We start from the raw sequence: 13902 nt of genomic DNA on the forward strand, positions 1-13902 counted from the left end.
AGTTTCCCCACTGTAATTATTCTTTCACTTCTTCAAGTGTCGTTTCTGATTGATCGGTAATTTCAAAAACTTGCCAAATTTCATCCGCACTTTTGGCTGATCGTAATTGTTTCAACACATTTTTATCAGTCAGTTTTTCTATTAATGATGCTAAAACTGGAATGTAGGTTTCACATTGATTTTCTGGAATCAGCAAGGCAAAGATTAAATCCACTGGTTTACCATCAAAAGCATCGTAATCAATCGGATTATCGAGTTGCATAAACACTGCGATTGCTTTATCTGATACTGTTACGGGGATTTTCGCTTTTGGCATTGCAATCCCATTTCCTAAACCAGAATTCCCCAGTTTTTCACGTTCAAAAAGGCATTCAAAACAGGCTTGTTCGCCTTGTTCTGCAAGGATTTGTTCTTCTACAAAATGCGCAATAGACTCAAATAATCGTTTTTTGCTAGAAAAACTAACGCCCTGACGAATATTCTCAGGGCTTAATAGTTCAGTTATTTTCATTTTTATAATTTGAATTGTTCGCCAAGATAAACGCGTTTAACCTGTTCATCGTTCATCACTTGTTCTGGTGTGCCTGTTGCGATAATTTTACCTGCGCCAACAATATAAGCACGTTCGCAAACATCAAGGGTTTCACGTACATTATGATCAGTGATCAAAACGCCTAATCCACGATTGCGCAAATCAGTAATAATTTTCTTAATATCGCTCACAGAAATAGGATCTACACCAGCAAAAGGTTCGTCTAATAGAATAAATTTTGGATTTGCTGCTAAGGCACGTGCGATTTCTACACGGCGACGTTCTCCGCCTGATAAGGCTTGCCCTAAATTATCTCGAATATGGCCAATATTAAATTCCTCAATCAACTCATCTGCTTTTTCGCGACGTTGTTGTGGGGTTAAATCTTTACGAATTTCCAATACCGCCATCAAATTTTCATAGACAGTCAAACGGCGAAAAATCGAGGCTTCTTGCGGTAAATAACCAATGCCACGTTGCGCACGATTATGCATTGGGAGCAAACTAATATCTTCGCCATCAATAACAATTTTACCTTGATCTTGGCGAACAAGCCCAACGACCATATAGAAAGTTGTTGTTTTCCCTGCACCGTTTGGCCCGAGTAAACCAACAATTTCATTAGAGTTTACAGTTAAACTGACATCCGAAACAACTTTACGACTTTTGTAGCTTTTAGCTAAATTCTCTGCAGTCAAAATTGACATAGATTACTTCCCTTTAGCTTGTTGTAATTGAGATGGAATAAGAACTGTTGTTACTCGTGATTTTCCATTACCATTAGCTTTAAGTTGTTGTTTTTTCACATCATAGGTAATAACACTGCCATTAATTTTACTATCAAGCTGCTTTAATTCGGCATTGTTAGTTAATGTTAAAAATTCGTTACCAAGATCATAATGAACTTTATTTGCTTTTCCATCCACTGGCTTACCATTATCTAACTGTTGATGGAATGTGACTGGCGTGCCGAATGCTTCTACGGTTTCTTTTTTCCCTGATTTTTCAGCAGGACGAGTGATGACAACTTTATTTGCTTTGATAACAATAGACCCCTGTGTAATTACCACATTATCTGTGAATGTCACTACACTTTTTTCCATATCTAAGGATTGATTATCCGAAACAATATTTATCGGCTGATTAACATCACCTTTCAATGCAAAAGCTGAACTTGATGCTAATACCATCGTTGCAAGAAAAAGAATTTTATTGCTTACTAACTTCATAATATGTTTTTACCTGTTCCTTTAATGTCGCCACTTGTTGGCGTAAATTTCCGACTAATTTTAATCCTGTAGAACTAAAATTTTTACCCTTAATTTTAACCTGTGTTTCGGAAGTCATATCCTGTGTTTTCAAATTGACGACCGCTGATTCTGTTTCAATGCGTTGCAAACGTGAATCTGATGTTAAATTTTGCGCGACGACATTACCCTCTAAATACAATATTTGATCTTTTGTCAATCTTGCTTGATTTGCACTTAATTTCCAGCTTTGTGTGCTAAAAAAATCTACATTTTGATTGGCATTTTTTTCCTCTTCCTTTTCATTTGATGTTGTGGGATATAAATAAACTAAAGGCGCGGTAAAAAGGGTTTGTTCATTGACTGTATAATGCTCAATTTTATCGGATAAAGCCAAATATTGTTTTTTACCATCAGGGAAAAAAACCGTAGTTTCCATTTTATAACCCACATAATCAGGACTATCTGGCTTTTTCACCAGTTCAGATAAATCTGCGGTTTCCTGATTTAAGGAATAAAACCACGCCAAAGCACAAAGTGCGATAACGCCCAAAATTACATTCCAACGAATATTCATTTTTATTTCAATCACTTATCCACAAAGTGCGGATGAAAATTTCAATATTTTTAATCTTCCAACATTAATACCTTGAGCATTTGATAAATTTCTCGATAGGCTTTCGATGGTTTATTTTGCTCCAGTTCTTTTTGTGCAGAACGAATCAGATTGCGTAGTTGCTGACGATCGCCATTAGGATAATCATTTAATAAATCTGTTAAAGCCACATCGCCTTTTTCCACCAATTCATCCCGCACTTTTTCGATTTTATGCAGCATAGCTTGTTGTTGGTTATGCTTATTTTCAATTTTATCTAAGGCTTCACGAATGGGTTCAACATCAATTCCACGCAACAATTTACCGATATATTGTAATTGACGGCGGCGAGCTTCTTTTTGTAAACGCTGTGCAAGTTCAATGGCATCAAATAAGGATTCATCAAGTGGGATTTTGGCAAGATTAGCTTTGGTTAAATTGACAATCTTTTCGCCAAGTTGTTTTAAATCTTCCGCATCGCGTTTGATTTCGCTTTTACTTACCCAAATAATTTCTTCTTGATCTTCATCTTCCCAATCGAAAACTTCTTTTTTCTTACGTTTTGCCATTTTTTATCCTTTATAAAAATTGGCGCGCATTTTACCATAAACTTTGAAAATAAGATAAAATGTTGAAAATTTTTAATAGGAAAAAATAATGAAAATAGCTGAAAATTCAACCGCACTTTTAAAAGCACAAGAACAAGAATTACGTCAAGCCGTCAGTTTTGCAGTGGAGTTAGCAACGAAAGCTGGCGCAAGTGCAGAAGTCGCGGTCACAAAAGTGAGCGGTTTATCCGTATCTGCTCGTTTGCAAGAAATTGAAAACGTAGAATTTACTAATGATGGCGCATTGGGGATCTCCGTTTATATGGAGCAACAAAAAGGCAATGCTTCTACTTCCGATCTAAGCGAAAGCGCAATTAAAAATGCGGTAGAAGCCGCACTTGCAATTGCAAAATACACTTCACCCGATGATTGCACAGGGTTGGCTGATAAAGATCTAATGGCTTTTGATGCGCCTGATTTAGAACTTTATCATGCTGCTGATGTAGATGTTGATAAAGCGACGGAATTGGCACTTCAAGCAGAACAAGCCGCTTTGCAAGCGGATAAACGCATCGTAAATAGCAACGGAGCAAGTTTTAATTCACATAAAGGCGTGAAAGTGTATGGAAATAGCCATGGTATGTTGCAAAGTTATTTATCAAGCCGTTATTCCTTATCTTGTTCGGTTATTGGTGGCGTAGAAGATGCCTTAGAAAATGATTACGAATACACGATCTCTCGTGAATTTGACAAACTCCAATCGCCAATTTGGGTTGGCGAAAATTGTGCAAAGAAAGTCGTCTCTCGTTTAAATCCTCAAAAATTGAGCACACGAGAAGTGCCTGTCATTTTCTTAAATGATGTTGCAACCGGTATTATTTCTCATTTTGCTGCTGCAATAAGTGGTGGTAGTTTATATAGAAAATCAAGTTTCTTGCTCGATCATTTGGGCAAACAGGTCTTACCAGATTGGTTCAGTATCAGTGAGAGACCGCATTTATTGCGCCGTTTAGCTTCTACGCCTTTTGATAGTGAGGGTGTTCGCACGCAAGATCGTGAAATTGTTGAAGATGGGGTATTACAAACTTATTTAGTGACAAGTTACAGCGGTAAAAAACTCGGTATGCCGAGCACTGGTCATTCTGGAGGTATTCACAACTGGCTTGTTAAGCCAAATTTAACTGGAGGATTGACCGCACTTTTACGTCAAATGGGAACAGGCTTACTCGTAACAGATGTTATGGGGCAAGGGGTCAATATCGTTACAGGCGATTATTCCCGTGGCGCATCAGGTTTTTGGGTGGAAAATGGGGAAATTCAATATCCTGTCGCCGAAATTACTATTGCGGGGCAATTGCAAGATATGTTGAAGAATATGGTTGCTGTAGCGGATGATATAGAGCATTGTTCTAACATCCAAACGGGTTCTATTTTGTTAGATAAAATGAAAATTTCAGGAAATTAAGAATATTTTTGAAGTTGAGAATAATTATTATTGACAATGGATAAATATTTGTTACTATACGCACATCTGTTAAGCGATTGCAGGTTGCTCCAACAGGTAGAGTAGAAAGTAAATTCGTTAGGGTTCAAAAAGGCTGAAGGTTTAAACTTCAGCCTTTTTTATTTTTTATTTTTTATTTTTTATTTCTTGAATAGGAAAATGATATTTGATAGAATCGATGAGATTTACTATTGACAAAAGGATATTTTTATGAAAAATATGAAACGAGCTCTGCTCCTCTGCTCCTCTGCTCCTCTGCTCCTCTGCTCCTCTGCTCCTCTGTGGCTCTAGCTGCCGATAATGAACAAAGCAAAGGTTTTTATATTCAAGCTGATTTAGGTTATGCTTGGGAAAAACTTATCAATGATAGCGCTAATGCTAAATATAAAAATAAAGCCCTCCATCCACGCTTTTCTTTAGGTTATGATTTTGGTCAATGGCGTTTAGCTTTTGATTACTCTCGTTATAAACCCCTTCAAAACCATGCTCATGCTGAAACAAAAGCTGTTCCAAGCTTAATAACAGAAGTTAATGTTCATAATAAAGTAAAAAGCCAAACATTTGGTGTTGCCGCTATTTATGACTTTGAAACTAAATCGCCTATTAAACCTTATATTGGTGCGCGCTTAAGTGTAAACCATATTACGATTGATCTAAGTAGTAATGGTTATATAAAAAATATAGGGAGTGCACTTCCTCGTATTCCTGGTATTTTCCCTAATGGTATAGGCGCAGGTCAAACAATTCAGTTGAAGCCAGACTCAAACCACATTAGCCTTACTCGAGTAGGTGTTGGTGCAATAGTTGGGGTAAGCTATGAAATTACTAAAAATCTTGCTTTGGATCTGGCATACCATTATGACGACTGGGGTAAATTAGAGAAAAATAAAATTAGAACTTATGAAGTTTCTACTGGGCTGAGATTTACGTTCTAAATCTATTAGGAAAAATAAAAAACTAAGTTGAAAGACTTAGTTTTTTATAAGACAGATATAACTTTGACTAATCATTGTGGATATATGTGATTAGGGCAGGAATACAACGGCTGAAGTTTAAACTTCAGCTTTTTTGTAAAATAGCAAACGATTTTATTCCCTGTCATTTCATAAGGAAACACAATGAAAAAACACCACGTAGATGTTTTAATTTCAGAGAACGATGTTTATGCTCGTATTGCTGAATTAGGAGCTCAAATTACAAAATTTTATCAAGAAAAACAGATCGATAGCCTTGTTGTCGTAGGGCTTTTACGTGGTTCCTTTATGTTTATGGCGGATATCGTTCGTCAGATAAATTTACCTGTGGAAATTGAATTTATGACTACTTCAAGTTATGGCACTGGCATGACCACGAATCACGACGTTCGTATTACCAAAGATTTGGACGGCGATATAAAAGGTAAACACGTTTTATAATTGTGGAAGATATTATTGATACGGGCTATACGTTGGAAAAAGTGCGTGATATTTTGAATTTGCGTGAGCCTGCGAGCCTTACAATTTGTACGTTACTTGATAAACCTTCTCGCCGCGAAGTGGAAGTGCCTGTTGAATGGATTGGTTTTGAAATTCCTGATGAATTTGTGGTGGGGTATGGTATCGATTACGCACAACGCCATCGTAATTTAGGCTATATCGGTAAAGTTGTTTTAGAAGAATAATTTGATTTTATTGAAAAGTGCGGTTGAAATTTTAAATGAATTTTTAGCCGCACTTTTTTATACACCTTTTAGGCTGTTTACTAACGTAGAAACTGCCACTTTCGGCGGATATTCAATGAGTAAATGAACGTGATCGTCTTCGCCGTCAAACTCGACTAATTTTGCTTCAAAATCATTGCAGACGCTTTCGAAAATCAAATTGAGATCATCTAAAATCGCTTTTGTAAAAACATCATGGCGGTATTTTGTAACAAAGGCCAAGTGAACGTACATATTAAAAACGCAATGTCTGCCGTGTCTGATTTCAGTTTCTTTTTTCATAGACCAAGTATAGAATATGGAAAAATCATATTCTAAACCTTGCCAATGCAATTACGCAAAGCCTTTAAGTTCGAAATAATGCCAAACGGCGAGCAAATCCGCAGAATTAAGCAGTTCTGTGGTTGCTCTCGTTTTGTGTTTAATCGGGCGTTGGCTTGGCAGAATGAGCAATATGAGCAAGATAATAGCGTCAAGTTCAGTTATACGAAAATAGCTAATCTGCTTCCGCAATGGAAAAAAGAACTGCTTTGGCTCAAAGACTGCCATTCCCAAGTACTTCAACAGTCGTTAAAAGACCTTGAAAGTGCGTTCAAAAACTTCTTTCAAAAGCGTGCTGATTTCCCGAAATTCAAGAAAAAAGGCTTGAAAGAGAGCTTTCGTTTTCCTCAAGGTTGCAAACTGGAACAACAAAATAACCGCTTGTATCTCCCGAAAATCGGTTGGGTTCGCTATCGCAACAGCCGCGATGTCGTCGGCGAAATTAAAAACGTCACGGTGAGCCAAAAGAGCGGTCGTTTTTTTGTCAGTATTCAAACGGAATTTGAATATGAAATCCCAATGCATAAAGGTGGAGAAATTGGCATAGATATGGGCGTTGCCCGTTTTGCAACACTTTCAGGCGGTGAATATTTTGAGCCGTTGAATGCCTTTAAAATCTACAAAGGCAAACTAGCGAAACTACAACGCCGACTTAAAAATAAGGTTAAATTTAGCCAAAACTGGCTGAAATTAAAGGCGAAAATCGCCAAATTGCACCACAAAATCGCCAACTGTCGTAAAGACTTCTTGCACCAAACTTCAAGCAAAATCAGCAAAAACCACGCGATGATCTACGTTGAAGATTTACAGGTGTCAGCTATGTCCAAATCAGCCAAAGGCACAGCGGAAGAACACGGCAAGAATGTGAAACAGAAATCAGGTTTGAACCGAGCGATACTAGACCAATCTTGGTTCGAGTTCCGCCGTCAGTTGGACTATAAAACGCAATGGCTAGGCGGTTTTTTAGTCGCTGTTCCACCGCAGAATACCAGTCGAACTTGTCCTTGTTGCGGTTATACCGCTAAGGAAAATCGCCAAACGCAGGCTGATTTTGAATGCGTAGAATGCGGCTATACGGAAAATGCGGATGTGGTTGGAGCGTTAAACATTTTGGAGCGTGGGCGAGCTATCGTCCAAGCGTAAATATCAGGCTGGGACACAGCCGTAGAGCTTGTGAAGTGAACTTCATTGAGAGGTCAGCAACAAGAACCCACCGAGAGTAGCCCGCGCAAAGCGTGGGAGCTGGTAGGAATCTCTGTCCTTTAGGGCGGGGAGGATGTCAAAACTTAAATCGATGAATAATTTGATTTGCGGAACCTCGCCAAACTAAACTTGGGTCTGCCTGTTCTTGAATAAACTTCCCATCAATTAACACATCAATATAAGGCAACATTGCACGTTGTTGTTCATCTAATTCATCTAGTTTATAACCCGTCCAAACCCAGATGTCTTTATCGGGGCATTCTTGTTTTACACGTTGCACAAAGGGCAATAATGTTTCTACGTTGCGCGGATGAAGTGGATCGCCACCTGAAAGCGTCAGACCTTGGCGTTTAATGCGTGTGTCTTTTAAATCATTGATGATTTGTTGTTCCATTGCTTTATCAAATAATACACCCGCTGAAAATGACCAACTTTTTTGGTTGTAGCAACCTTTGCAAGCGTGCGTACAGCCACTGACGAAAAGTGTGCATCTTGTACCTTCGCCATTGATAACATCGGTCGGGTAGTATTGGAGGTAGTTCATTTCATTAAAATCCTGAAAATGTGGCTTAAATTCTCGCCAAATTCACCGCACTTTTGAATTAGTCTTTGCAATACGGCGGTAATTTTTGCATAATAGCACGCAATCGCATTGCGATATCAATGGAAACCTTCTCGGTCTCTCGCAACGGTGTCTGGTTTACTCGGTCAGGTCCGGAAGGAAGCAGCCAAAGTCGGAATTACTGTGTGCCGAGAAGAAGCTGGGAAGGTTTCCGCCCAACTTCCTTTTCTCATACTCGCTCAATCAATCTTTTAAAGAACCCATTTTCTTTTGTGATTAAACTATTGTAATCGCCTTCTTCGATTAATCTTCCGTTATCAATTACACAAATTTTATCGAATTGTTCAATTGAACTGAGACGGTGAGTGACCATAATTAGGGTTTTATTTTCGGCATGTTGCAGAATCAAACGTAAAATTTGACGTTCAGTTTCGCGATCTAAGCCTTCTGTTGGTTCATCCAATAATAAAATTGGTGCATTATTGAGTAAAATACGCGCTAAACCTAAACGGCGTTGTTCCCCACCAGAAAGCGGGCGACCGCCATCTCCCAGCCAAAGATTTAAACCTTTTCCTTCTTGCTCAAGCAATTTGCTTAAACCAACTTGATGTAGCACTTCAATCATTTGTTCATCAGAAATTTTATCCGCACTTGCAAATTGTAAATTTTGACGAAGTGTATCGCTGAATACGTGAACACGTTGAGTTAAAAAACAAATTTGGCGGCGTAATGTTTCTTCTGAATAGGTGGAAATGGGTTTTTCTGCCAATAAAAGCTCACCTTGATTCGCATCATAATTGCGTACTAAAAGTTGAAGAAGTGAAGATTTCCCACTTCCAGTTTTGCCTAAAATAGCAATTTTTTGTCCTTGTTCTAAATCTAATGTCAGATTTTTTAATGCGAGTGTTTCTTGTTCGGGATAGGAAAAATTTAAATTCTTCGTAGAAATTAACCGCACTTTTGTTTTAAATTCCTCGTTACCATTAAACTCAACAAGCGGTTTTTGCTCAATGATTTCGGTCACACGCTCTGCTGCTGCAATCACTTGACCTATATGTAAAAATGCTGCCCCCAATGGCATGATAATCTCAAAGGCGGCAAGTGCAGCAAAAGTGAAAAGTGCAATATAAGCCGTGCGATATTCATCTGTGCCAAAATCGGCGTTACTTGCAAACCATAGCATTCCAGAAATCAACAAACCATTAAGAAAGAGAACAAGTGCGGTAGAAAATCCGCTTAATTTTGCTTCTTTGGCTTGATCTTCCTGCCATGTTTTTTCTGTGGCTGACATTTTCTCTTTTAATTTATCTTCTGCATTAAATAATAAAAGCTCGGCTTGTGCTTGGATAAATTCTAAAAACTGGGTTCGATAGGTCGCGCGTGCTTGGATTAAGCGTTCACCAAATTGCTGTCCTAGTCGATAGAAAACAGTTGGGATAATCATTAATAAAATTAACAAAAATAAGCCTAAACCAAGTGCGAGTGGAATATTGATAAAGCTAAGTCCAATCGTTATGGCAATGATTACAAATACAGCAGTGAAAAATGGTGCAAGTAAACGTAAATAGAGGCTATCAAGTGTATCCACATCGGAAACTAAACGATTTAATAAATCGCTGTTGCGATAACGATTTAACACAGCTGGACTTAAAGGAATAATTTTTTCAAATACTTGCACGCGTAATTTGGACAAAATGCGGAATGTTGCATCATGCGTCACTATTTTTTCAAAATAGCGCATGACGGTTCGCCCGATAGCTAAACCTCGCACACTGGCTGAAGGGTAGAAAAAGTTAAATAGCGTGCCTAGTCCTGCAATGGCTGTAGCGGCTAAAAACCAGCCTGAAACGGTAAGCAAGCTCATGCTAGATCCCAACCCTAAAATCATCAGCACCAAGCCTAAAATAAGCGGAAATTTGGCGAATTTAAATAAACGTATAAACGGAAGTAATGTGCGCATTATTGGATATCCTGTTGTCGTTGAGCGAGTAGTTCAGCAAAGAAACCTTGATGTTGTAATTCGGTAAATTTACCTTGCTGTACTATTTCTCCTCGTTGCATCACAAAAATTTGATCACATAGTTTTAAATCTTCAATTCGGTGTGTAATCATCAGTGTAGTTTGATGCTGACTTGCTTCATTCAATGCTTGTAAAACAAGATTTTCTGATTGCGCATCTAGGCTTGCGGTTGGCTCATCGAGCAGAAGTAAATCGCCTTTGCGTAACAATGCCCGAGCAATAGCAAGGCGTTGTGCTTGTCCCACAGAAATGCCTAATCCACCATCTTTTATTTCGTGATGAAGTCCAAGTTTATCGGTAAATTCTTTCGCTTGAGAACGCATTAAAGCTTGATTAATTTCTTCATCGTTGGCTTGAATATTGCCAAGTAGTAAGTTTTCTTTAATTGTGCCTTGTAATAACAATGGATTTTGTCCTACCCAGGCAATATGTTTGCGCCAGTCAGCTAGATTACTTTCGCGAAGTTCTTGCCCATTAATTTTAAGAGAACCCTCATAAGGTAAAAAGCCCAAAATCGCATTTATTAATGAGGTTTTCCCTGCGCCACTTTGCCCTACAAGCGCAACATTGTGATTTGCTGGAATTTGGAAGTTTAACGGCTTGGTTAATGCTGAACCCTGTGTCGAAAGCACCACTAAATTTTCGGCAGAAATTTCAACCGCACTTTCTAAAGAAATTGTTTTTTCATTTTGATGAACGGTTAAATAATCGGATTCTAAAAAATCAACAATGGCATCTGCGGCACCAATACCTGCTGCACGGTCGTGGTAATAAGTGCCCAGATCGCGTAAGGGTTGATAAAATTCAGGTGCAAGAATTAAACAAAAGAAACCTGTGAAAAGTGTAAGCGGTGCATTATAGGTACCAAATTCAATTTGACCTAAGTAGCTAAAACCAAAATAGACCGCCATCAGTGCAATGGAAATAGAGGTAAAAAATTCCAATACGGCAGAAGAGAGAAAAGCGAGTTTTAGCACATCCATTGTGGTTTCACGGAAATCTTCAGTGGCATTTTCAATATGCTCAGTTTGTTCAGAAGTGCGGTTAAAAAGACGCAAGGTTTCCAAACCGCGTAAGCGATCTAAAAATTGGGCACTGAGGCGAGAAAGGGTATCCATATTTTTTTGGCTGTTGTCAGCCGCAGCAATACCGACAATGATCATAAACAGAGGAACAAGCGGTGCGGTAATCATTAAGATTAAGCCTGCAGCCCAGTTCAAGGGAAATACAGCAATGAAAATAACCACTGGAACAATGGCTGAAAGACTTTGTTGAGGCAGAAAACGGGCATAGAAATTATGTAAGTTTTCAACTTGTTCCAACATAATGCTTGCCCAACTTCCAGCTGGTTTTTGATTGATTGTCGCAGGGCCGACAAGATGGATTTTATCCAGGATTTTTTGACGAATATGGTTGCGTAATAATTGTCCGCTTTGGAAACCTATTTTTTCGCGTGCCCATAAAATAATAGCACGCATCCCGAAGCCGATAATTAGCCCGAGAAAATAAGGAATAAGTTCATCACGAGGCACATTTTGCATAATCAGTTTATCGAGCAACGTCGCAAGAAAATAAGTTTGTGCGACTAAAATGAATGAAGAAAGCGTAGCTAAGACAATGTTTGCACGCATTAATTTTTTGATAGGTTCTTGTTGTGCGCGAAGCCATTTTTGTAAATATTTTTGGCGAAGTTTATTCATTGTTTTGGTCGTGATTATAGAAAAAGTTCCCCTCTTTAAAAGAGTTAAAAGAGGGGAATTGGTTAGAAGATTTATGCTTCTTGAGCATCTAAATAGCGTTCTGCATCCAAGGCTGCCATACAACCAGTTCCCGCGGAGGTAATTGCTTGGCGATAATTGTGATCCATGACATCGCCTGCTGCGAACACGCCTTCCACAGAAGTGGCGGTTGCATTGCCGTCAAGACCAGATGTTACAACGATATAGCCATTATTCAATTCTAGTTGCCCTTGGAAAATTTCCGTATTTGGCGAATGACCAATCGCCACGAATAAGCCATCTAATTTGAGTTCTTCTTTCTCTCCAGTTTTCGTGTTGGCTAAACGTAATCCAGTTACGCCCATATTATCGCCCAATACTTCATCTAAAGTGCGGTCAGTATGAAGAACGATTTTCCCTTCTTCTACTTTTTTGTATAAACGATCGATAAGGATTTTTTCCGCACGGAAGCCATCGCGACGGTGGATTAAATGCACTGTACTTGCAATATTGGCTAAGTAAAGCGCTTCTTCCACCGCAGTATTTCCACCACCAATGACACCAACAGGCTTATTACGATAAAAGAAACCATCACAGGTTGCACAAGCAGAAACGCCACGACCTTTGTAGTTTTCTTCTGAAGGTAAGCCAATATAGCGTGCAGAGGCACCTGTTGCGATAATTAACGCATCACAAGTGAAATTTTGCACATCGCCAAAAAGTTTGAATGGGCGAGAAGATAAATCGACGCGATTGATATGATCGAAAACGATTTCTGTCTCAAATTTTTCTGCATGTTGCAACATACGTTGCATTAAACCTGAACCAGTAGTCATCTCAAAATCGCCTGGCCAGTTTTCGATTTCATCTGTGGTTGTTAGCTGTCCGCCTTGTTGTAAACCCGTTACTAATACAGGTTTTAAGTTTGCACGCGCCGCATAAATAGCTGCAGTATAACCAGCAGGACCTGAGCCTAAAATTAAAAGTTTTGCGTGTTTGATATCTGACATAAAGAATCCTTGTTTGTAGTTAAGTAATAATATAATGCAATAAGTTGCATTTTACTGATTATAAACTTTTTGCTTAATAAAGCAGCGAATAAAGTAATCGACGAAATTTATTTGTCAGCGGATCAGCATTGCCCATTGCGCTTAAAATAGATAAAAATTGTTGTTTAACTTCGCCATTCTGCGCGCTTAAATCTGTTTTTAAAATGCCGAAAAGTAGTGTTAATGCTTCTTCATTTCGTCCAGCTTGATGAAGTTGTACAGCAAGTTTTATTGCAATTTCAGCTGTTGGGTTTTTAGCATAATCAGCCTGTAATTGTTGGATTTCAGGTGTATCAGCTGCTTGAATTTGTAGCTCAATTTGTGCTTGTAATCCGTGCCAACGGCTATCTCGATCTTGCAATGGAATTTGATTTAAAATTTCTTGTGCTGGCTCCGTTTTCTTCATTGCAATATAGGTTTCCGCATAGAGCAGGGCAACATCACTGTTTTTCTTATCGGAAAGTTCCCATGCGTCTTTCAACAATGGCAATGCAGCTTCGTAATTTTCTACTTGCAAGAAATCTAATGCTTGTTGGAATTTTAAATCTTCCTCTTTAGGTAAAATAATGCTTAATCGTTGGATTAATGACGCTTTATCAAGCATGCCTGGAAATGCATCTAATGCCTGTGCTTCTTTAAACAAATAGGTGGTTGGCAATGCTTGGATGCGGAATTGTGCAGCAATCATTTGCTCTTTTTCACAATCTACTTTTCCAAGAATAAATTGTCCTTGATATTGTTCTGCAACTTGCTCAAGTAGCACCAAAAAATCCGCCGATTCTTTATGGGTTGGCGCGTAAAAATTGATGACAAGTGGTTTTTCTAAGGATTGTTGCAGTATTTCAGTAAGATTTTGTTCGTTGATCTCAACGATAAAAGGAAAATCAGCCATGTTTTATCCTTG

General features: G+C 38.6%; 13 protein-coding genes, 1 other RNA gene and 2 pseudogenes. 5 read left to right on the plus strand and 11 right to left on the minus strand.

The window, feature by feature from the left end:
* Positions 1 to 16: 16 nt before the first annotated feature.
* Genes ptsN through yjgA form a run of 5 tightly spaced genes read right to left on the minus strand, consistent with a single transcriptional unit; the run spans position 17 to position 2943 of the window.
* The gene (ptsN, locus tag DQN49_RS06255) at positions 17 to 511 is read right to left on the minus strand and encodes a PTS IIA-like nitrogen regulatory protein PtsN (RefSeq protein ID WP_005647568.1); all 495 of its coding nucleotides are present in this window, start codon (positions 509 to 511) and stop codon (positions 17 to 19) included.
* A 2-nt stretch (positions 512 to 513) separates the two neighbouring features.
* Positions 514 to 1239 (minus strand): LPS export ABC transporter ATP-binding protein, encoded by a 726-nt coding sequence (gene lptB / locus DQN49_RS06260; protein WP_005657236.1) that lies wholly within the window; start codon positions 1237 to 1239, stop codon positions 514 to 516.
* Between the two features lie 3 nt (positions 1240 to 1242).
* Entirely contained in the window at positions 1243 to 1761 is a 519-nt protein-coding gene (gene lptA / locus DQN49_RS06265; protein WP_005661318.1) for a lipopolysaccharide transport periplasmic protein LptA, read from the minus strand.
* Positions 1742 to 2356, minus strand: coding sequence for an LPS export ABC transporter periplasmic protein LptC (gene lptC / locus DQN49_RS06270; protein WP_005647563.1), 615 nt, complete (start codon positions 2354 to 2356; stop codon positions 1742 to 1744). The genes lptA and lptC overlap by 20 nt, the downstream gene beginning before the upstream one ends.
* Before the next feature lie 50 nt (positions 2357 to 2406).
* On the minus strand, positions 2407 to 2943 hold the full coding sequence (gene yjgA / locus DQN49_RS06275; RefSeq protein ID WP_006996529.1) for a ribosome biogenesis factor YjgA: 537 nt from the start codon (positions 2941 to 2943) through the stop codon (positions 2407 to 2409).
* 88 nt (positions 2944 to 3031) lie between these two features.
* Here yjgA and pmbA point away from each other — a divergent pair, with 88 nt between their 5' ends.
* The 3 genes and pseudogenes from pmbA to hpt all read left to right on the plus strand — a co-directional run bounded on the left by pmbA (position 3032) and on the right by hpt (position 6086).
* Complete coding sequence (gene pmbA, locus DQN49_RS06280) at positions 3032 to 4387, plus strand: metalloprotease PmbA (protein ID WP_006996528.1); 1356 nt, start codon at positions 3032 to 3034, stop codon at positions 4385 to 4387.
* A 230-nt stretch (positions 4388 to 4617) separates the two neighbouring features.
* Positions 4618 to 5361, plus strand: a complete 744-nt coding sequence (locus tag DQN49_RS06285) for an opacity family porin (RefSeq protein WP_197712459.1) — start codon at positions 4618 to 4620, stop codon at positions 5359 to 5361.
* A gap of 183 nt (positions 5362 to 5544) precedes the next feature.
* Positions 5545 to 6086, plus strand: a pseudogene (gene hpt / locus DQN49_RS06290) (hypoxanthine phosphoribosyltransferase).
* A gap of 60 nt (positions 6087 to 6146) precedes the next feature.
* Here hpt and tnpA read toward each other — a convergent pair.
* Positions 6147 to 6407, minus strand: a pseudogene (tnpA, locus tag DQN49_RS06295) (IS200/IS605 family transposase); the annotation flags it as partial.
* Between the two features lie 45 nt (positions 6408 to 6452).
* On the opposite strand from tnpA, the gene DQN49_RS06300 reads away from it, so the two are divergent.
* A complete protein-coding gene (locus tag DQN49_RS06300; protein WP_006996523.1) occupies positions 6453 to 7589 on the plus strand; it encodes an RNA-guided endonuclease InsQ/TnpB family protein in 1137 nt (378 codons plus the stop codon).
* Positions 7590 to 7725: 136 nt separating this feature from the next.
* Here the strand turns inward: DQN49_RS06300 and nrdG are convergent, their stop codons facing one another.
* On the minus strand, positions 7726 to 8193 hold the full coding sequence (nrdG, locus tag DQN49_RS06305; RefSeq protein ID WP_006996522.1) for an anaerobic ribonucleoside-triphosphate reductase-activating protein: 468 nt from the start codon (positions 8191 to 8193) through the stop codon (positions 7726 to 7728).
* 128 nt (positions 8194 to 8321) lie between these two features.
* On the opposite strand from nrdG, the gene ffs reads away from it, so the two are divergent.
* Positions 8322 to 8420, plus strand: an RNA gene (ffs, locus tag DQN49_RS06310) — signal recognition particle sRNA small type.
* Positions 8421 to 8440: 20 nt separating this feature from the next.
* Here the strand turns inward: ffs and cydC are convergent.
* The 4 genes from cydC to DQN49_RS06330 all read right to left on the minus strand — a co-directional run bounded on the left by cydC (position 8441) and on the right by DQN49_RS06330 (position 13890).
* On the minus strand, positions 8441 to 10171 hold the full coding sequence (gene cydC / locus DQN49_RS06315) for a heme ABC transporter ATP-binding protein/permease CydC (protein WP_006996521.1): 1731 nt from the start codon (positions 10169 to 10171) through the stop codon (positions 8441 to 8443).
* Positions 10171 to 11931 (minus strand): heme ABC transporter permease/ATP-binding protein CydD, encoded by a 1761-nt coding sequence (gene cydD, locus DQN49_RS06320; protein WP_006996520.1) that lies wholly within the window; start codon positions 11929 to 11931, stop codon positions 10171 to 10173. Before cydD ends, cydC begins: the two co-directional genes overlap by 1 nt.
* A gap of 71 nt (positions 11932 to 12002) precedes the next feature.
* On the minus strand, positions 12003 to 12959 hold the full coding sequence (gene trxB / locus DQN49_RS06325) for a thioredoxin-disulfide reductase (RefSeq protein ID WP_006996519.1): 957 nt from the start codon (positions 12957 to 12959) through the stop codon (positions 12003 to 12005).
* A 73-nt stretch (positions 12960 to 13032) separates the two neighbouring features.
* Positions 13033 to 13890 carry a co-chaperone YbbN gene (locus DQN49_RS06330; RefSeq protein ID WP_005686470.1) on the minus strand — a complete coding sequence of 286 codons (858 nt, stop codon included), beginning with the start codon at positions 13888 to 13890 and terminating at the stop codon, positions 13033 to 13035.
* Between the last annotated feature and the right edge of the window lie 12 nt (positions 13891 to 13902).

Origin of the sequence: Haemophilus aegyptius (genome assembly GCF_900475885.1) — a bacterium.
Classification (GTDB): domain Bacteria; phylum Pseudomonadota; class Gammaproteobacteria; order Enterobacterales; family Pasteurellaceae; genus Haemophilus; species Haemophilus influenzae.